The sequence below is a fragment of the Amycolatopsis sp. WAC 04182 genome, assembly GCF_003947465.1.
Classification (GTDB): Bacteria; Actinomycetota; Actinomycetes; order Mycobacteriales; family Pseudonocardiaceae; genus Amycolatopsis.
Window position 1 is genome coordinate 382,362 of the sequence record NZ_QHJJ01000003.1, and the last position, 18,168, is coordinate 400,529.

The 18,168-nt window shown below is 66.5% G+C and carries 18 protein-coding genes and 1 pseudogene; 6 read left to right on the forward strand and 13 right to left on the reverse strand.

Features of this window, described 5'->3' with window-relative positions; all coding sequences use genetic code 11:
* Positions 1–63 precede the first annotated feature (63 nt).
* The 4 genes from DMH01_RS15520 to DMH01_RS43725 all read right to left on the reverse strand — a co-directional run bounded on the left by DMH01_RS15520 (position 64) and on the right by DMH01_RS43725 (position 3,602).
* Positions 64–1,545, reverse strand: a complete 1,482-nt coding sequence (locus DMH01_RS15520; protein ID WP_125677351.1) for a serine/threonine-protein kinase — start codon at positions 1,543–1,545, stop codon at positions 64–66.
* A gap of 192 nt (positions 1,546–1,737) precedes the next feature.
* Positions 1,738–2,562: a TIGR02391 family protein gene (locus tag DMH01_RS15525; RefSeq protein WP_125677353.1), complete on the reverse strand. Its 825-nt coding sequence runs from the start codon at positions 2,560–2,562 to the stop codon at positions 1,738–1,740.
* 111 nt (positions 2,563–2,673) lie between these two features.
* On the reverse strand, positions 2,674–2,862 hold the full coding sequence (locus DMH01_RS15530) for a hypothetical protein (protein WP_125677355.1): 189 nt from the start codon (positions 2,860–2,862) through the stop codon (positions 2,674–2,676).
* Positions 2,859–3,602 carry a hypothetical protein gene (locus DMH01_RS43725; RefSeq protein WP_199745507.1) on the reverse strand — a complete coding sequence of 248 codons (744 nt, stop codon included), beginning with the start codon at positions 3,600–3,602 and terminating at the stop codon, positions 2,859–2,861. Before DMH01_RS43725 ends, DMH01_RS15530 begins: the two co-directional genes overlap by 4 nt.
* Before the next feature lie 227 nt (positions 3,603–3,829).
* Here DMH01_RS43725 and DMH01_RS15540 point away from each other — a divergent pair, with 227 nt between their 5' ends.
* Positions 3,830–4,765 carry a phosphotransferase family protein gene (locus DMH01_RS15540; protein WP_233621535.1) on the forward strand — a complete coding sequence of 312 codons (936 nt, stop codon included), beginning with the start codon at positions 3,830–3,832 and terminating at the stop codon, positions 4,763–4,765.
* Between the two features lie 467 nt (positions 4,766–5,232).
* Here DMH01_RS15540 and DMH01_RS15545 read toward each other — a convergent pair whose 3' ends face one another.
* Together DMH01_RS15545 and DMH01_RS15550 are read right to left on the reverse strand one after the other, a co-directional pair.
* Complete coding sequence (locus DMH01_RS15545) at positions 5,233–5,943, reverse strand: hypothetical protein (RefSeq protein ID WP_125677356.1); 711 nt, start codon at positions 5,941–5,943, stop codon at positions 5,233–5,235.
* Complete coding sequence (locus DMH01_RS15550; RefSeq protein ID WP_125677359.1) at positions 5,940–6,326, reverse strand: hypothetical protein; 387 nt, start codon at positions 6,324–6,326, stop codon at positions 5,940–5,942. The genes DMH01_RS15545 and DMH01_RS15550 overlap by 4 nt, the downstream gene beginning before the upstream one ends.
* A gap of 394 nt (positions 6,327–6,720) precedes the next feature.
* Here DMH01_RS15550 and DMH01_RS15555 point away from each other — a divergent pair, with 394 nt between their 5' ends.
* Both DMH01_RS15555 and DMH01_RS15560 read left to right on the forward strand, forming a co-directional pair.
* Complete coding sequence (locus DMH01_RS15555) at positions 6,721–7,392, forward strand: hypothetical protein (RefSeq protein ID WP_125677361.1); 672 nt, start codon at positions 6,721–6,723, stop codon at positions 7,390–7,392.
* Between the two features lie 1,118 nt (positions 7,393–8,510).
* The gene (locus tag DMH01_RS15560; protein ID WP_125677363.1) at positions 8,511–9,716 is read left to right on the forward strand and encodes a helix-turn-helix domain-containing protein; all 1,206 of its coding nucleotides are present in this window, start codon (positions 8,511–8,513) and stop codon (positions 9,714–9,716) included.
* A 308-nt stretch (positions 9,717–10,024) separates the two neighbouring features.
* Here the strand turns inward: DMH01_RS15560 and DMH01_RS15565 are convergent, their stop codons facing one another.
* Together DMH01_RS15565 and DMH01_RS15570 are read right to left on the reverse strand one after the other, a co-directional pair.
* Positions 10,025–10,213, reverse strand: coding sequence for a hypothetical protein (locus tag DMH01_RS15565; protein ID WP_125677365.1), 189 nt, complete (start codon positions 10,211–10,213; stop codon positions 10,025–10,027).
* Positions 10,214–10,297: 84 nt separating this feature from the next.
* On the reverse strand, positions 10,298–10,750 hold the full coding sequence (locus tag DMH01_RS15570) for a hypothetical protein (protein ID WP_125677367.1): 453 nt from the start codon (positions 10,748–10,750) through the stop codon (positions 10,298–10,300).
* A 426-nt stretch (positions 10,751–11,176) separates the two neighbouring features.
* On the opposite strand from DMH01_RS15570, the gene DMH01_RS15575 reads away from it, so the two are divergent.
* From DMH01_RS15575 to DMH01_RS15585, 3 genes are all read left to right on the forward strand, one after another.
* On the forward strand, positions 11,177–11,611 hold the full coding sequence (locus tag DMH01_RS15575) for a hypothetical protein (RefSeq protein WP_125677369.1): 435 nt from the start codon (positions 11,177–11,179) through the stop codon (positions 11,609–11,611).
* On the forward strand, positions 11,608–12,156 hold the full coding sequence (locus DMH01_RS15580) for a hypothetical protein (protein ID WP_199745508.1): 549 nt from the start codon (positions 11,608–11,610) through the stop codon (positions 12,154–12,156). Before DMH01_RS15575 ends, DMH01_RS15580 begins: the two co-directional genes overlap by 4 nt.
* Positions 12,157–12,572: 416 nt before the next feature.
* Positions 12,573–12,884 carry a hypothetical protein gene (locus DMH01_RS15585; protein WP_125677371.1) on the forward strand — a complete coding sequence of 104 codons (312 nt, stop codon included), beginning with the start codon at positions 12,573–12,575 and terminating at the stop codon, positions 12,882–12,884.
* 737 nt (positions 12,885–13,621) lie between these two features.
* Here DMH01_RS15585 and DMH01_RS42720 read toward each other — a convergent pair.
* The 5 genes and pseudogenes from DMH01_RS42720 to DMH01_RS15600 form a co-directional block, all read right to left on the reverse strand.
* Positions 13,622–13,786, reverse strand: a complete 165-nt coding sequence (locus tag DMH01_RS42720) for a hypothetical protein (protein WP_158633232.1) — start codon at positions 13,784–13,786, stop codon at positions 13,622–13,624.
* 1,638 nt (positions 13,787–15,424) lie between these two features.
* Positions 15,425–15,727, reverse strand: a complete 303-nt coding sequence (locus DMH01_RS15590; protein WP_125677373.1) for a hypothetical protein — start codon at positions 15,725–15,727, stop codon at positions 15,425–15,427.
* Complete coding sequence (locus DMH01_RS42725) at positions 15,670–15,888, reverse strand: hypothetical protein (RefSeq protein ID WP_158633233.1); 219 nt, start codon at positions 15,886–15,888, stop codon at positions 15,670–15,672. Before DMH01_RS42725 ends, DMH01_RS15590 begins: the two co-directional genes overlap by 58 nt.
* 301 nt (positions 15,889–16,189) lie before the next feature.
* Positions 16,190–16,702 carry a hypothetical protein gene (locus tag DMH01_RS15595; protein WP_233621536.1) on the reverse strand — a complete coding sequence of 171 codons (513 nt, stop codon included), beginning with the start codon at positions 16,700–16,702 and terminating at the stop codon, positions 16,190–16,192.
* Between the two features lie 1,080 nt (positions 16,703–17,782).
* A pseudogene (locus tag DMH01_RS15600) lies at positions 17,783–18,115 on the reverse strand (lysine 2,3-aminomutase); the annotation flags it as partial.
* Positions 18,116–18,168: the final 53 nt, after the last annotated feature.

Below are 18,168 nucleotides of genomic sequence, written 5' to 3' on the forward strand. Positions count from 1 at the left end.
ACCCGTTAGGCGCAGGCTGCAGGAGCGTGAATAGCGGCTCGCAGCCCGAGTGGCCGCGAGCCGTCAACTTCGACGGAAGCTGTTCTCCGGCCTTCGCTCGGGCATCGAGGAAGGATGGCTGAGATTCCCGGTCGCGGCCGCGGCTAACCAGCCTGCCCACCTGCCGATGAACTCATCCAGGTCATCCACGGCCAGCGGTGTGAATGGCCAGGCGAGCTGCCATTCGGCCATGCCGTTCCACAGCGCCTTGGCCGCTTCGATGCCCGGATTCAGAGCGAACGGGTCCTGCGAGAACCGGCGGTTAACCATGGGCGAGACCATGAATGCCGTCTCGAACCACTGGTAACGTTCCTGGCCGCCAGGAGCAGCATCGCAGAACCACAACGAGTGCTCGCGTCCCTCATAGCCGGAGCGATCCGCAGGAACGAGTAGGTCGATCTCGGCGTAGGCGATCACGTCGAAGGCAGGCCGGTCCCACGCGGCCCACACTGACTCCGACGTCAGCGTAGGACCCGTCATAGTGAGCACAGCCTGGCCGAGGCGGATCTCCCAGCCTCCTTCGCGTACTGCCTGAACAGTGGCTCCAGGCGCGTTGCTGGTGAGCACTTCTTTGATCACGTCAGCGAGTCTGGCGAAGCTGCGCGTGGCCGCCTCGAATAACTCGGTGCGCCGCTGATGTTCTGACTGAGCCACCGACTCTGCCCGCACGGACGCGGCCTTCCGGACAACTTCGACGCGGTTGGCTTCCTGCAGCGCCGCCAAACCCGGTAAGGCAGCCTGTTCGGCTGCCCGCTCGAGACGCCTGACCAGGTTCGCGGCGCTGGGACGAGCTTGAGGGGACTTGTACAGGCACTCCTCCACCAGCGCGGCCAGTGACGCCGGGGCGGCAGCCAGTTGCGGAACCGCGCCAGACAGGTGCGCCTCGCGAAACTCGTGGACGTACTGACCGGTGAACGGGGGAGTGCTTGACAGCAGCTCGTAGGCGATGCAGCCGAACGAGTAAACGTCGGTAGCGGCGGTCGCACGCTCGTTCTTCCACCGCTCCGGTGCTGCGTAGGCGGGAGAGAAGGCTCCCTTCCGAGTATCCGGGGCGGTCGTGGCGTCCGCGTAGCGGGCGATACCGAAATCGGCCAGGCACCAGCGGCCATCGAGCAGCAACACGTTGCCCGGCTTCAGATCGCGGTGCACGACCCGATCTTCCAGATCAGCCAGCGACACCGCGATATCGCGCAGCACCGCTACGACCGAGCCGACGTCCAGACCTCCGCCGGCCTGCTCAAGGTGGTCCTCCAAAGAGCGTTTCGCACGCGGCATGACCAGCACCCACGCGTCGTCAGTCTCGCCATCGTCGATGATCGGCACGACGTTGCGGACCCCATCCAACTCGGCGAACAGCAACTCACGCTCCGCGCCAGGCTCCTTCGGGACGAGCTTCGCCGCACCGATGACCCCAGCCTCGGAACGCGCTTCCAGGACTTCGCCAAAACCGCCCCCGCCGATCCGGGCACCGAGTTCCCACACGCCATTCTTGCAGGTAACACGCATCGAAACTCTCTCCGTTCACGCTGATCCCGTAGATGGTAGGCGCCGGGGCCGACAGTCCCAGGTTCATTGCCCTTGAGCCACTAGCGTCCAGAACGTCGCCGCCTACCTCGTCGGTGATGCTCGCCGCGGCTTTGACGAGGCGCAGTAAGAGCTGCTTCGCTCCTCCGGTCGCAGACCCGCGAACCGGGCTGCTCAAACTGTCACAAGCTCGCACTCATCGACCCAGCGGGCGAGCAGACTCAGAGTACAGAGGCGCTCGAGAGCGGTCTGCTCATCCAGGCCGTCGAGATCGTGGGCGGCGCTGTTGCGGATCGTCATCTGCACACCGGGAGCCAACGACAGCAGCCCGGAGTTCATGGTCTTCACATCCTGGCTGGCCGGATCGCCCGGCCATCGCAGTCGCGGCTGCCCAGGTTTTGGCGCGTCCTTGGAGAAGGCCTGTTGCCACAACGACGTCGCTGACACGTCGTTGCGCCCCGTCCGGGCTTTCACCATCCCCACCACCGACTCCGCCGCGGCGGCCACCGCCTCGCGGAAATGGCCGTCACCCCACAACCGCGAGATCGGGCCCCAGACTGCGGGGTGCATCGCTTCCGCCCCGACCGTAGGAGGACGCGCCGCCTCCGCACGCAAGATCAAGTCTTCGATGCGGCCGAGAGCGTAGTCGCAGGCACTCAGGACATCGACGCTCTCCAGCAACGGCTTCGGCCGTGTGATCGTCACCCAGTTCTGGATCGGATCGATCACGCCAGCTCCCTGCACACTGATCGAACCACCCGTCAACGGGATCGCCGCCGAAGCACGCCCAGCCAGCCGGGTTACCTTCTCCCGACGCTTCTCTATCTCCTTCGGATCCGCGTCGCCACGGGGAAGCACCGCTGGCGCATACCCCAACGCCACCCCGCCGACGCCTTCGTTAATGACATGCAGTTCGAGGAAATCGGCCAGCGCTGCGCGGAACTGCTCAACGGCGTCCGCCACCGACCTCAGGTATTCAGGACTCTTCCGGGCTTCCATGAACTGGGAGACTAAACACCAGCCCCGACACAACCGACCTGCGTCACAGCGCGTGTCGTCCGCCCAGCACCCAGCTCAGAAGCCACCCGAAACGTCCCGCCACGATAATGGTCATGACCGACGACCCACGGCGATCGGCCGCCTCCAGTCCGCCTTCGAGCCCGACAACGACGACGGCGGCGGCCAGCGGCGGCTGCCGGAACTGGCCCGGACCACGATGTGGACCACCGCTGGCGTGATCGCGGTGTTGACCGCGGCGGCGGTGGTGGCGTTGTGGTGGCCGGCCACCGCGGGACTCAACGGCCCCGACCTCGTGAAAGCCCGCTTCGATGCGTTGAAGATCGGGTTGAGCATCGGTGTCGGCAGCGGGGGAGTGGTCGCCCTTTACCTCGCCTTGGCGGCGCCAGCACTCCACCGAAGCCGATCTCGACAACCGCGAACGCGCCCTCGCCCACCAGCAGGATGTCGCCGCCACCACCCAGACGCACCAGGAGCGGGTCGCCGACGCCGCCCGCGCCGATGCCGCCGCGCGCCGGATCACCGAGCTGTACACCAAGGCCGTCGAGCAGCTCGGCTCCGACAAGACCCCCGTCCGGCTCGGCGGCCTTTACGCGCTCGAACGCCTCGCCCAGGACAACGAGGACCAGCGGCAGACCATCGTCAACGTCCTGTGCGCCTACCTCCGCATGCCCTACGAACTCCCCGAACCACCAGCCGACGACGCCGACGCCGACCAGCTCGAACAGCACCGTGCGCTCGTCCAGGAACGCGAAGTCCGCCTCACCGCCCAACGCCTCCTCAACGACCACCTTCAACCCGCCCGCGGCACCGCCTATCGGGGACCACTCGACCTCGACCTTGCCAGGCGCGATGTGGCTGTCCTGGCCGGAGGCCACGACCGCCAGAGCTCGCCGGTGGCGCTCCCACGCACCCGACTTCTTCGCGTCCCGCGCCGACGGATCGGCGCTGCAGATCGACTGCCGCCCGGCCGAGCGGATCAGCCGCGCGACGCCGCGCGGTGTTCGCGCGCACCGGTTCACCGCGCCGGACTTCGCGGGCGCCGGCGCCGAAGGTGGTCCGGTCGGACTGCCGGACGCGTTGCCCGAGCCGGTGCTCGCCGCGGCACGGCGCTGGGAGCGGCACGTGCCCCTACGTCTGCGACAGGTCTGGCTGTGGGTCGCGCCGGACCGCCCACGGCCCGGCATACGAGATCGTCGGCGGCCCCCGTGTCATCGTGGTCGCTCGAAATCAGGTGCGACACGGGGGTGTGATCACGGTGCACGAACTGTCCGAGAAGGTCCAGCGCTGGGTGAGCGACGCGATGGGAGGCAGCGCCCCAGTGGCCACAGCCACCGGCCTACGACAGGGAGCCAATCCCTGGCTTTTGACGTTCGACCAGGGCAGCCGCGTCGAAGCGGCCGTGCTGCGACTCGGAGACCCAACTGATCCCGACCATTGCCAACGGTTCGCCACCGAGGCGGCGGCACTGCACGTTGCCGGCAACCACCGGCTGCCCGCGGCCAGGCTGATCGCCACCGATCTCGACGGTTCCGCAGCAGGAGCCCTAGCAGCGCTAACCACCGTCCTGCCCGGGCACAGCCGGATTCCATCGGTCGCCTCCACCGAGCGGCTGCGGGGCTTGGGTGCTACAGCCGCCGCTCTGCAGGCAGTTCCGTTGGCGCCCCGGGCTGCTCTGCCGCTGCGGACCCGCTCGATCGCGGACGTCGACTTCGCGGCCCAACGGCGGGAAAAGGGCACCACCGCACTGCTGACGGCCGCGGAAGTGCGACTGGAGCAGCTTCCCGCGCCCGGCGGCCCGACAGTCTTCGTGCATGGTGACCTGTGGTTCGGGAACACCCTCTGGTCCGGTGACCGCTGCACCGGCCTGGTCGATTGGGACTGCGCCGGCGTCGGATCGCCGGGAATCGACCTGGGCGGTGCACGCTTCGATGCGGCCCTGATGTTCGGGCTACCCGCCGCCGAGCAGGTCCTGGTGGGCTGGCAGCGCGCTGCCGGCCGACGAGCCGAGCGGGTCGCCTACTGGGACGTCGTGGCGGCGTTAGGCACCCTGGCCGACATGGCGTTCTGCGTTCCGGCGCTCCACGACCAGGGCAGATCAGACCTCGACGCTGACCTTCTCGGACAACGGCGGGACGCATTCCTCAGCACCGCTCTGCGCCGTCTCGACGCCGACGATCAGTAGCCAGCGGTCGGGGACCGGCACCCGCGCTTGACGGCACAAGCATCCTCGGGAGTCAGCGCATCACGAACGGTCCCCACGATGGCCGTCGGGTTCGTCCCACGGTCTCGCACACCACGCCGCCCATCACCGGCGCCCACAGCTCGACCAGCAGAAACACGCGAACGAGGTGGGGTCAAATCAGAGTGCCGACCCCGACTCAACAACAGCAGGTGGGGCCACAACAAGATGCCGACCGATCCTGCAACCCAGCTGCCGGGGCCAGATCGAAAGGCCGAACCGGGGCCAATTCGACTTGCCGAAATCAACCGCATCTAGAGCGGCTGTCGGCTGAAGTTCAGGGCATGCGACAGGCATCGGAGATGCTGGGTCTGGCGGCGGTCACCGCTATTCCGTTGGCAGTCCTGGAACTCGTCCGTGTTCTCGATGTCCTCAACGTGGGTGGACAACCACAGCGGGAGTGGGCAGGGCTAGGAGCGATGTTCGGTGTCGCCGCACCGCCAGATGGCGTTGTCAAGCTCCCACGGGCTACAGCCAAGAGCGGCAGCGGCGTCGGTGAGCAGTTGTCGTGCGTTGGGGACGTCGACCTCATGGTCGAGGGTTTGACGCAGCCAGCGAAGTACCTTCCGGTCCGGTTTCACCTGTTCGTCGGTGCCGGCGAGCATCCAGAGGTAGCCGATCCGGATGTCGTGCTGGCCGTTCCCGGGAACGGTGCGAAGTCGGCTTTCGACGGCGTGGAGTCTGGGCAGGTCGGCTAGGAGCAGGGTGACGTCGCCGAGTGTGTGCACGTCGGAGGCAGCGAGGATTTCGGCGTAGCGCACGGCGGCGTCTGCCTTGAGCACGCCGCCGCGTGTGCTGGTGCGGCCGCGGTTGCGCAGGACGTCGGTGGCGAGGCGAGCTGGCCCGAGCCGGTGCCCCAGATCCGCCAACTCGTCGACGGGCTGCTCGGCAGCGTCACCAGCGACTGTTGCGAGGTCGGCCACGTCGACGAGGTAAGTCAGGAGGCCTTGGTGTTTCGCGTAGCGGTCGCAGACCGCAATGGTGCTGGTGTAGCGGGCGTTAATTGAGAAGACCGCGTCGAGCACGCAGAGCGGCAGGTGCGCCCAACGCCGGGCGCGGGGCTGGATGTCGAGCCCGCCGGCGGCGTCGACCAGCTTCTGCACGGCCGGTGCGGTGGTCATGGCTGGCGGTCGTGGGGGCGGATACGGAACATCGTCAGCGGGAAACCACTGTCGATGAGGCTGCTGGCATGCTGACCGCCACGGGCATCGACGAATTCCATGGCTGTCACGTGGTCACAGGACAGGAAGGCGCCTTCGACCGCGCTCGCGTCGCCGTCGCGAGCGATACGCGACGACAGCTGCTGAGCCAGGTACTGCGCGAGGCTGTTGCGCCGCCCGGTCTCGGCGCCACCGATCTCGAATCCGAGTTCCCGTGCGACCTCGGGATACTTCGTGTCGAGCGCGATAGCCAGCTGGTAGGCCGTCGCGTACGGGCGGCCGAGGTGGTGGCCCGGCGGCTCAGGGGTGACCTGCTGGAGAATGTCGAGGACCTTCTCCAGCATCGACATTCGATCCCAGACACTCGTCACAGCCGTCCCTTTCCGTGCGCCGATCGGACGTCGGCAAGTTGTCCACCCAGGCTGCACCGTTACTCGCGGTTTCGCCCCTGCTGGCGTTCCCCGGTTCGGAATGCTCCAGAGCCAGGCACGGGAGGTGAAGCCCCAACTCAGGAGCACGTCGCCCAACGGGCCCATTTCGGAACAGACGCTCGCGGCGGGCAACGCAAGCTTCCTGCGAGCGGCCGTCGACGGCTCCCGCCACCCTCCGGTGTGTCTCACACCCAGCAGATCGTCGTCCACATACCGGGCAAAATCCGCTTTGGGTCGGTAGCAGGGCCGGTCACAACAGCTGGCCACAGTCGGGCATGCTGAGGTTGTGCACGCAAGCGAGATCCCCATGCCGGCCGCGGTCGCGCGGCGTCCCCGCGACGCGCGGGGAATCCCGATCCCGGCAATCACTCCGTGGGACGGCGGCGAACCGGTGTTTCGGGAAGCGTCCGGCGATCGGCAGATGCTGTGCGCGGTGCGGATCCTCTGCTCGATCTGCGCTCTGTCGATGGGCGACGAGAACGTGTGGCATGTCGTGGACGCGCCCGCTGCGAAGTGGATCAGCTATGCGCTCAAGCGCGGCGCCGAACCAGCGGGTGTTTTCACCACCTACGAAGTTCCCGGCCACCACGCCTGCATGCTGTACGCGGCGGTGGCGTGCCCGTTTCTGGCCTCACCGACCGCCCGACGGGCGTTCGAAGGCGTGGCGCCGGCGAATACTAGTGATTCGATCCCGGCCGGGACCCGGCGAGGTCCCGTGTCCGCGGTGGCGGAGTTCGGCAGCTGCCAGGTGAGGACCCTTCCCGGCGGCGGCTACAAGGTCGACCTCGCCCAGCCGCGCGCCATCCACCCCTACCGCAGCGGGAGCGAACTTCTGCCGCTGCTGCGAGACTCCATCGCCGACGAACCACTACGCCCGGCGCCGGCGGATGAGCTGTTCGGACCGGATGAACGCCGGATCGAACGTGAGCTTCGCCGAACGCTCCACGCGAAGGGCGCTGTCGCTGCAGGTGGGATCTAGCTGCCCACCACGATGCTCCGGGCCTACATTCGGCTGGCCGCGCCGTGTACCCGGCCCGATACCGCCAATAACGTGGCGGTGCATGCCGCCCCCGGCCCCATCCTCGCTGAAACGCCGCAGGCGCCCCGGCTTCGCGGCATGTGGAAGGCGGTCAGGCCTATCGTCACTCGGCATTACCTAAGCCCGAGTACCTCAGACCGACGCGTCCGGTGCAAGGAGTGTCCTCGGCGTCCTGAACGTGCTCGGCGAGCTCGAATAGCTCGTGCAGGTACGAAATGGTGGCGGATAGCCGCACGTCAGTGATCAACCAACGTGCGAGCTCATGCTCCTACGTCGTCATCCGCACCACTGCCTCTACAGCATGCGAGCGGGTTCGTATCCTCTGGGGCAGATTTGGTCGCGCTGCTAGACGTCACGTGTCAGTGGCAGGAGTGAGCAAGTCTGGAGTTCGTCGCTTCAGGCCAGGATGGCAGCGCTGCCGCTACCCAGTTCGATCCGACTCCTGACACGGTCAGGAGTACAACGCTCATGAAAAGCGTCATGTGACCACCTCCTCGACGCTCACTGTCTGCCCGTTTGGCACTGATGTGGGAGGCGACGTGAGTGAAAAGCAGGATGATCGCTAGCGCGATCAGGTACGCATAGATAGAACCCAGCCCGAGGGAACCCTCGCCTCAAGCGACGAACGTGCTCATCGTACCAACGAGCACTGACAAGTTCGGCCGGACAGTGCATCGGTGCCGGTACGCCGGCTGTTTGGCCCGGGTTTAGTGGTCTTTGTCGTAGCGAGATGGCGGCGAGAGTGACGGTCTACGTCCATCCCCGGTGTTCTGTGGATCGCGGCGTCGTTCGCGCTCATCCTGTGGGCGCTCTGGACCGCGTACCCGCTTCTGACCGTGATTCCGTTAAAGCTCATCGCCGATGGCGACCTGCCGAGATGCTCCTGTCGCCCGTTCAGCCGCAGCCCGGCAATCGCCTCGTCTGACCGGGTTCGCGCGGGCAAGGTAGCTGGCTGGCGAGGCGGCGCGCCGACCATAGCGCGCTGGGAGAGCGGAGTCGGGCAGACTGTTGTGATGCGACCGTCGCGTTCGTTCTACGTTGGCCCAGGACGTTCCCCTGTGCAGATCGAAACCTGGCAGCAGTTGTGTGCTGCGGTGGACGCCGGCGTGCTGGGAGAGAACCAGTGGATCGAGCACAAGAAGGACATCCCCCGTGGGAAGAACACCAGCGGTGAATTGGCGAAAGACCTCGCCTCGCTGAGCGTCGAGGGCGGTCTTCTCGTGGTCGGCGCCGTCGACAAAATCAGCGATTCGACCGGCCTGGTCGGAGTCGAGGACCCCGAAGGCCTGCGAGACCGAATCGGTCAGGTCGCGGAGAACCGGGTCAAGCCGCCTCTGAACGTAGTTGTCGACGTGGTCCGCGATGAGCAGGAGCAGCGGCCTTGTCTGCTGGTGACCGTGCATTCCTCGGCGAGCGCCCCGCACATGGTCGAGGATCGGTACTGGGGCCGGGGCGCGACGGGCAAGCGGCCGCTGGCCGACAGCGAGGTACGCCGGTTGCTCGCCGAGCGCACTGCCCGCGCCCACGACTTCACCCACGAACTGGTGGCCATGAGCGACGAGTTCGATCCCGTGCCTCCCGACGCCCGCAGGTTCGGGCATATCTACCTCTACGCCAAGCCCGTGATGCCACCCACGACCCGTGTGACCGACGTACTCGCGCCGAAGCACCCTGTGGAGTGGGTGCGCGGGTTCCTACCTGGGCGCGCGAACTACTCGCGGGTGTTTCAAGAGATGCTCGAGCACAGGACACCGCACGCTGACGGACTCATGGTGTCCTCGGACTGGAGGAATGAACGAACCGCGTCATCCGAAGAGTATGCGGTACAGCTTCTGCTGGAGGACGACGGCGGACTCCGGGTGTCCAGCTGTGAAGGCACCCGCGAATGGAGCGGCCCGGACGCCACCGTCATCTCACCTAACTACCACCTCGAACTCGCGCACCAGGTCGTGACCACGGCCGCGGGCATCCTCGACACCTACGCAGGCTACCGAGGAGCATGGACCATCGGTGTGCACGCCACCGGCCTCCGGGGCTGCCTGTCAACGCTGGCCATGACAAACACCTTCAGATCGTCGGACAGTCCCTTTCAGACATCTGCCTACACCAGTGTGACCGAATCCAGTACCGAGGAAATGCGGGTGAAGACACCGGCCGTCGTCGAGCGGCTCTATAGCCGCTTCACCCGGGGACTCGGTCTCGACACCGTCTTCTTCCCCTATGACACCTTCGCCGACATCAGCGCCAAGACAGACTCACGCTGAGCAGTCCTTCGTCACGGTCCGGATCAGCGCAACCCTGGGGCGATCCGGTCACGGGCACGCAGCGCGATGGTCTGGCAGTGCAGGTCGTCGGTGAGCTCGCGCCCGGTGCGGCTGCTGAGGCCGGCGAGGATCCCAGCGTTCTTGGGCGAGGAAGTCGTCGATGACGGGCAGGATCCCCGCGGCGGGGGTCCTATCTCGGCGAGGTAGTCCAGGGCGATGAACCATGCTCGCCAGTGGCTTCCGGGCTGGGTGCCACAGGCTTGTTCCAGCAGGGCAGGCAGAGTGTCGCTGTGGTCGCCGCTGAGGCGCTAGAGCGCATGGGCGAGTTCGACGTGTGCCCAGGCGTGGCTGGTCGCGGCGAGACGATCGTGCAGGAAGCCCGCCGATGGTGGAGGAGCGCGCCGCCGTCGGCGACTGCGCATCGACCTGAGCGAGAGGCTGGGCTGTTCCTCGGTGATCACGGCGGAGAACAGGGTGGGATTTCGGCGATGCGCCAATGGCCCCAGGCTGCGAGGACGCTGGCCTCGCCGTGGTCGGTGTGCGGGCGTCGTTTGAGGACGGATCCGTAGTGGATGACGAGCCTAAGCCAGGACTGACGGTTCAGCGTTCACCGGCGTTCGATTCGTGCGAACAGCGCCCGGAACCGACGGATCGTTGCCCCCTGCGGCTTCCAGCCGGTCATACAAGGCCGCTTCCAGCCAGCCTTGGTCCACGCCCATGACCAGCACGCGCGCCATGAAAGCGGTCTCGAGTTCGGCCTGCGTGCACGCGCCGATGGCGACGAGGCGATGTGCCAACTTCGCATATGGATCAGTAGTCGAACCCGTTGTCGTGATCTGCTGCTGGGACAGCTCCATTAAGGTCGATGCCACCAGTTGTCCGCGCCCAGTCGTCACGAGCCCACGGTTCACCATCTGATCGGCGATGTCGATTGCTGCGCCGGCATCGCCGCCGGGCGCTGCGGCGACAACCAGTGCCGTCTCCAGCTGAGTGCCCGCCCGCATCCTTTCGTGATCGGGGCCGGGAAGCTCCACTGTCTACCTCCAGGGACTGGCAGTTCTGACGAGTAGCCTCGCATCATGCGGGCACGCGCGGTCACGGAGGCACTGCGGGATACCCTGCCGCCGGCCGAGAACATCGGGTGTGACGACTTCGCCGACTGGCCGCCGGCGTCATCTGACCGCCGCCGGGTCGGCGGGGTTAGATGAGGTGGGGAACGCCGCCGTTGGCGATGGCATCCTGTGGCAGGCCTTCGCAGGAAGCGCATGTCGTCGAGGTGCTGGTCGAACAGGACGGCGACGGTGCCGCGGCGGGCTTTGAACTCGGCGGCCGCGGCTGATCGTTATCTGCGGTGTGGAACGAACTCGCCTTGCCCGGCGACTTATCCACACAGCCCGCGTCGCTTACCGACAGGAACGGCAGGGTTGCTACGACCGTCCTGGCGCGGCAGAGGAGCATCAGTGGATCTCTCCACATTGAACAACGACCAGGTCCACGCGGTCGCCGCCCATCTCGCGGTGGCTGAAGCGATCGTCCGTACCCGGCGTCCTGCCGAGGTGATCTCCGAAGCTCGTCGTTACCGGCTGCGACTGGACGGGAAACTCGCGCAGGTGACCGCGCGGCGGACAGGGGAGTGGCAGGTCTCCGACGCCACCCGGCCGCTGCTGGACGACACCGAAGTACTGGTGCTGGTGGACTTCATTCCCGAGCTACCGGAGTTCTACGTGATGCCCGCGGAGTGGTTCCGCGCGGACGTCGAGCAACGCTATGCGGCGTTCATGAACCGGGTCGGCTCCCGGCCCCGTAACCCGGACAGCAAGCACCACAGCGTGCGCACCGCCGACGTCGAGCAGTGGCGCGGCAGGTGGGCAGTCATAGCCGGGGAGGCGACGTGAGCGAGCCGGCCACACAGGCCGCGGATGCCGACGAGTCCGAGGAGGACTACCGGGACAAGTCCCCGTCGGCAGGACGGATGGGGAAGGCCGTGGAGTACCTGGTGGCGTCGGCGTGCATTCTCGCGTCCCGCGGTGAACTGAACGCGGCCACGTCGCTGGTGGACGATGAAGGCGTCGATCTAGTGTTCAATCGGCGCGGCAGCTCTGCCACGCTGGCTGTGCAGGTCAAGTCCCGGATGTCGGACAGCAAACGGGTCCAGGCAGGGGCATTCGTGGCGTTCGTCCGCTCGCAGACGTTCCTGCCGCGTCCCGATCTGGACCTGCTGTTCGTCGCGGTGGACATCACCGAGGCGCGCTTGATGACAGCGTGGCTGGTGCCGAGCGAAGACTTTGCTGCACAGGCCGGCGCGCCCAACAGCCGAGGGCGACTGCGGTTCAACGCCTCTCTCAAGCCGGGCTCGCGCGATCGCTGGCACCTGTATCGGCTCAGCCCCGCTGAACTCGCTCCGCGGGTGCTGGAGCGGCTTGCCGAGCGCGGCGACTGAACGACGAGCCTTTATCGCGCGAGCGGGTGATCATGTCAGCTGTGAACCAGCACGTGTCGGTCACCCAGGAAGGCGGAGCTCACGGTTCGCAGTTGGCCTTCATGTTGCGAGTCCGGGTTAAGGCAGCCGCGCACGCGTCGTATCGAAGCCGGGTCCCGAATAGCGCAGTCCTTCCTCTCGACTGTCCACACACACCCTCGCCTGACCACTGCCGATGGGCATTAGCGGCGGAAATCTGGCCGCGTCACCTCACTCTCGTGACTGCGGGTCGCCGAACCGGGATGGCTCCGTCGCCTCCAAGTCAAAGACTGCCAGGAGATAAACCTGGATACACCGTGACTTCCTGGCCCGCAAATTGTTGCTCGGCGGTAGTGCGATAAGGTCATGTTCTACATCTTCGCGAAGGGAATAACCGCGTGTCCAAGCAGGTCACCGAGCAACCCGAAGACGCCTGGAATCGCATCACCGGCACCCTGGTGGCCAGCTCTGATGAGGAGCTTTGGCAGGCGTTGGGCGACATGGCGGACTACCGAGGTGGTGATCCCGAGAAGAACCTCACCCTCGCCGCGCTCGTGCACACACTGGCGGATCGGGACGACGACGCGCGGCAGGCGTTCGAGTCCTGGAAACAAGGCGGCCCGGACGGCGAAGACTCCGGGCACATCGTCGCGTGGATGCAGACAGCCACAGGCCGGATGAACACCGAGGTCGCCCGAGAAGAGACGTGAGCCCCGCCGCACTGCCCCCGGCCCGCGCCTGGGCCGACGCCAGAACACGAGCCCTGGAACCGATCACCGACTACCTCGGCACACAGCATGCCTGGCCCGCGCGATGCCTAACCTGCGGTAAACCTGCCCGACCCCGATACGGGCGAGGCGGCTGCACACGATGCGCCGGGCTGCGCCGAGGACAACAGCGCCGCAGCACCCCTACCGCCCGGACGGCCAGGATGCTCGCGTCCGGCCAGATCCCCACCGTTCCCGATCCCGGCCTGGTCACGGCGCGATGGCCTTCGCGATGCATGTTCGCCGGCCACTTCGGCGAGCCCACGGTGGCCAACGCGGCCAAGCGAGGCAGGGCTTGTAACCGATGCGGACGCGCTACGACGGCAGACAAGCTAGCCCTGAACCCTCGGGTCGCGCGGGCCCGCGCTCTCGCTGCACTGGCCGAGCCCTTACATGCTTACCGGCCAGGCAATCCGTGGATCCTGCGATGCCTGACCTGTGGGCGTGCACTGACCAAGCAGGCGCACACGGTGCGAGACCACCTCGACGGCTGCGGGCACTGCCGAACCGCCAGCAGCGGTCGCGATCGTAGCCGTCGCTACAGGCAGCTTCCCGCCGATGTCGCCGTCGCTCGCGCGCTGATGCGCGCCCAACTGCCCCTCGAACCATGGCACGGCCGCACCCTCCGGGGCTGGAGCATGCGGTGCCTCATATGCGGGGTCGCCGCGCCGAAACTCCTGTCACACCTCAAACAGGGCGTCGGGACCTGTGCGCACTGCGCCGAGTACGGCTTCGACCCCGGAGCGCCCGCCGAGGTCTACATCGTGGTCCACGACGAATTCGGTGAAGGCAAGTTCGGTATCGGCGGCCTGGAGAACTCCAGCGGTCGCCGGGTCGATCGCCACGAGAAGCTGGGCTGGCGGCTGTACGGGTCACGGCAGTTCGAGCAAGGAAGTCACGCCAAACGCGTGGAGGACCTCGTCCGGGCGACCTTGCGCGAGAAGTTGAACGTGCCACCGTCCCGGCCACCTGGCACGATGCCCCAGGGCGGAGAGACTGAGACGTTCGAGCTGCGGCTGTGTCCGGTATCCACCGCCTGGGATTTGGTGACTACGTTCGCCCGTCAAGTCGAACAGGAGATTCCTCAGCCGCTGCGCGAGACTCTGGCCCGGCGTCGCCGCACCCGCGAGATGAGAGCCTGGCTCGAAGCTCTGCGTGCCGGGGCCTGGCCACAGCTGCCGTACCCTGGAGGCAGCGGCAAGCCGTGGCCTATGCGGTGCCTGGTGTGCGGGAAATCCCACTCCCGTCACTTGGCCCACCTCCGTGAGGGCAGGCCAGGCTGCCCGTCCTGCCGCCGGTCTGAGCGGATTGACGCCACTCGCTTGCCAGCCGCGCACGCGGCAGCCTTGATCCGCTCGGGCGGGGTGGAGCCGACAGGTCCCCGCCCGCGTTCGACGCATCAGCCTTGGTTGAGTCGCTGTTTGACCTGTGGCCGGTCGGTCAGTCCGCGTCTGGCGAACGTTGGTCGCGGGGAGAGCGGCTGTAAACCTTGCTCTATGACCAGGTTCGGGTTACGGACCCGGCTGGAGTACGGTTCTGCTGCGGTGCGGATGCTTGCGCGCGCGCTCGAAGTCCTCGACCGCTACAGCGGGACCACGCGTCCGTGGCGGTCCCGCTGCCTGATCTGCGGATCTGTCTCGGCGCCGTTGCCCGCCAACGTCTTCGGTGACCGCGCGGGGTGCGGCACGTGTGAGAAGCGGCGGCTGGCCGTCCGATACCGGACCCCGCACCGAGCAGCTGTCTCGACCATGCGTAGAGGAGGGTGGGAACCATTGACTGCCTATACCCACACCAAGGCCCCTTGGCTCTCCCGCTGTCTGTTCTGCGGCATCGCATCCAGCCCGAGCAAAACCAACACCCAGCATCGACGCGGCGGCTCACCCTGCCACGGAGGCAACCGCCACAAACCGGGCCGCTCACGCTCTCGACCCTGAAGCCGAGCGGGAACCTCGACGCCTTACCTGTCGCTCGTCCCGGAACAGCAGGAGACCTGTCGCTACGGCCACGTGGAGCTGGGCGAGCCTGCCGTGGGCCGATGCGTGCGGGATCCTGCCGTCCCTGAAGTCAGAACTGCTGTCAGCTGCAGGAACCGAAGTGCACCTTGAGGTTCAAAGACATGGCCGATCGCGGCGTGGATGCCCTGTCGAGTACCGGAGCGTTCTGCCGTGCGTACGAAGTTCGTGCTCGAGGGCCGATGCGAGTTGGCCGTGGCGTTCCTGGGCGCGACTAAATGAGCAGGGGCCGCATAGGGTCGATGATGACGGTGTCGCGTGGGACCTCTGCCGGAGCATGCCGGCGAGGCCCTGCATGGATTGTCGGTGCTGGATGCGATGATCCGCGCGCCCGAGACTCGCTTGGGCTGGGTGGGTACCCGGCTGGGTGGCGGTACTGAACCAGCGCCGCCACCCAGCACCCGCCCCCCCGTGAGCGTCCGGCTGCCCATCGACCCGGCTCAGCGGCCCGCGAGCAGAACGGTCTGCTGGTCAGTGCAGTGTGGGGTCGCTGCCGGGACGACCGAGTGTCCGCCGAACGTCCGGAATCGCCTGACGCAGCACGGTTTCCACCTGCTGGCAGGTCGACTCGAACGTTCGCAGCTCCTTTCCGTGGAAATCGCCCAGCGACCGCCCGGCGATGAGGACGACGGCGGCCACCTCGGCGGCGAGCTCAAGGTGTTTGTCCTCGAAGTTCAGGGTCGAGAGGTACATCCCGGTGCTGTCGTCGCGCAGGCTCAGCGTCCTCCACGGGGAGACCGCCCAGGAGGCGTGGTGCGCGATCCGCTCCACCACCGGTAGAGCCGCCGACCGGGATCGCCGAGGCTTTTGGAGATCGCGCTCGCGGTGTAGAAGGTCTTCACCTGGCCGTCCAGGACCACGCCGAGGTCGTTGTGGCGGCCGAACCCCTGTACATCGAAGCCCGCGGCTTCGATGGTCTTGCGGACTTCGTCCACCGAACCGGGGCCGCCCGGGGCCGGTCCGAGGTCGCTCTTGCTGCCCTTCGTTCGCCGACCAAAGCTGGAACTGAGCACAGCGGCGAAGCCGCTCAGTATTGTCTGGCGTCAACGACCAGCTCACCAAGCCCGCAGCTTCCAACAGCGACCGGGCAGCGGAGAAGGACGACAGTCCAGGCCATCCACGCGGGTCAAGACCTGCTTCGGTCAGGGCGTCCGGAGGGTATGCCAACGCCAGCAGCTGCAGGTGATGCAAGACCGAGATGGCCGCACTGTCCGTTGGGCGGGCCCGACGGCTGCCTTAATCGGAGAATGCCGTGAGCCAGCTCGTGGGCCGCAATGCCTCGATCTTCTGACGAGTCTGCTCGTCCAGCTCGTCGTCATCGGGCAGACCCAGCGCGCCACCGTGTTCGCCGAGTCGCGTCAAGACAGCGTCGAGCCGTTTGCCTATTCGCGCCAGCTGGGTGAGTGCGTCCTCGCGGTGCTCGTCAGAGGAGACGACAAGGAAGTACTCCCGCAGGAAGTGATGAGCGAGGTAGTTACGGGCCTTGACTGCCTGATCGAGCTCGGCGACCAGGCCCGCCGGCCAGTGGTCCTGGGTGCGGAGTCCCCGCCATAGCTTGCCGAAGGTGGTGGCGTCCCATCGCTCAACCTTGGCCGTGCCCTGGTCAAAGGTGATGCCACTCTTGAGATTGCGCGCGAGGAATCCCCACAGGGGCAGCTCGAGGATCTGGAACTGGTGCATGATCTCGCCGTACGCGCCGTAGACGACGAACTGGTCAACCGTCTGGGAATCGGGCTCGGCATCGCTCATGCGGCAAGGCTAGTAGGCGAGCAACGGCTGTCCCTGCCTGCGCGCCCCGGAAGAACACGTGTCTGCGGATCAGCTGCGCCCGGAGGGGGGCGAGGCGGGGCCGACGGGAGTCGCTTCCTGATCTGTCCCGCGACCCTCCCATTGTTCGGCGGGAGGCTACCTCGGAGATCCGCTAGCGGAGGGCCGCCCACGTCGCCCTCCCCACCGCCCCAACCTGGATCAAGCGCGCTTTCTCCAATAGAAGTGGTGGCAGACGAATCTCCCGTCGTAGGCCGCGTTGGCGCTGACCAGTTCCCAACCCTTGGCTGCCATCTCGTTCATGTGTTCGCTGTGACCTCTGTTAGAGCCCCAAGTGTTGTAGCAATAAATCCAGCGATCAGTCATGGCTCCCTTACAGCGGACGCGTCGGCTCCGGAGAAATGCCGCCGGCAGCAAGGAGCCGGTCGAGTGGCTCCCGCGCGGCGGTGACCGTGCGGGCCAAGCGGTGGCCCGCCGTATACAGAACTAGATGTCAGCCCCATGCTGCTTTGCGACCGCGCGCCAAAAGTCAACCGTCCGGACATCTGGAGGATTCACGGACACCACAACCACCTCTTCCGGACGTGTCGGCCCCTTGAACATGCGGGTGTCGCTGGAGTCCCGCCAACCCCGCCTTTGCTCCCTCCATCCTGCGGCTTTCAAGTCCTCCACGAGGTTGTTCAATGCCCTGATGGCTTCACTGTCCACGTAAGGCCCCCTCCAGTCGCTGGAGCGCAATCATCTTCGCCGTTCGTCCCAACGCTGCCAGCGCCGCACCCGGCGCTCAAGAGGTATCCGGTCCGGCCCGCGACGTGTACCCGATCAGGCGCCCCGGCAGTAATGGTGCTCCTGTGCGGGATCACGCACTCTAGGTTTGACCTCCGGGGCACCACACTGTCCACTGTGGAACTCATGGGCCTTTTCTGGGCCTTTTGAGGTCCGGTCGCAACCGGTAGTAACCGGTTCTGACCAGCACAAACAGTCGGTACGGCAGAGGGGGCGCTCAAAGCTCCCACATGAGACTGAACGCCCCCTCCGGGACCTGCCCGACGAGCCTGCCGGTCAGAACGTCCGGGACTGGTCGCGCCACCAGCGCTGGCCGGCCTCGGGGAGGGTGGAGATCGGGTCGTAGTAGGGGTAGCGCTGCCGCAGCGCCTCGTCGGCGTTGGCGACGTTTTCCCTGTCTACGCTGGTCAGGTAGTTTTTCGTCCAGTAGGAGATGCCGAGCTCACGGTCGTATTCGGCGAGCTGGTGCACCCACCGCTTCCCGACATAAGGCACGTCGCAGACGATCCGCGGAGTGGCGTAGCCGGTCAGGTAGCCCATGATCGCGTGCTGGAGTTCCTGCGCCTCGTGCACGGAGACCCGCCAGTGTTCGGCGTTGGGGATCATGTCGAACTTGATCCACTAGATACAGCAGACATGACACAGGGAGTGTTAGGTTCGTG

Bases quoted from the DNA above. Each gene is read 5' to 3' on its own strand.
- DMH01_RS15520 (WP_125677351.1), bottom strand. From the start codon at position 1,545: ATGCGTGTTACCTGCAAGAATGGCGTGTGGGAACTCGGTGCCCGGATC.
- DMH01_RS15525 (WP_125677353.1), bottom strand. From the start codon at position 2,562: ATGGAAGCCCGGAAGAGTCCTGAATACCTGAGGTCGGTGGCGGACGCC.
- DMH01_RS15595 (WP_233621536.1), bottom strand. From the start codon at position 16,702: ATGAGCGATGCCGAGCCCGATTCCCAGACGGTTGACCAGTTCGTCGTC.
- DMH01_RS15555 (WP_125677361.1), top strand. From the start codon at position 6,721: ATGCCGGCCGCGGTCGCGCGGCGTCCCCGCGACGCGCGGGGAATCCCG.
- DMH01_RS15545 (WP_125677356.1), bottom strand. From the start codon at position 5,943: ATGACCACCGCACCGGCCGTGCAGAAGCTGGTCGACGCCGCCGGCGGG.
- DMH01_RS15550 (WP_125677359.1), bottom strand. From the start codon at position 6,326: ATGCTGGAGAAGGTCCTCGACATTCTCCAGCAGGTCACCCCTGAGCCG.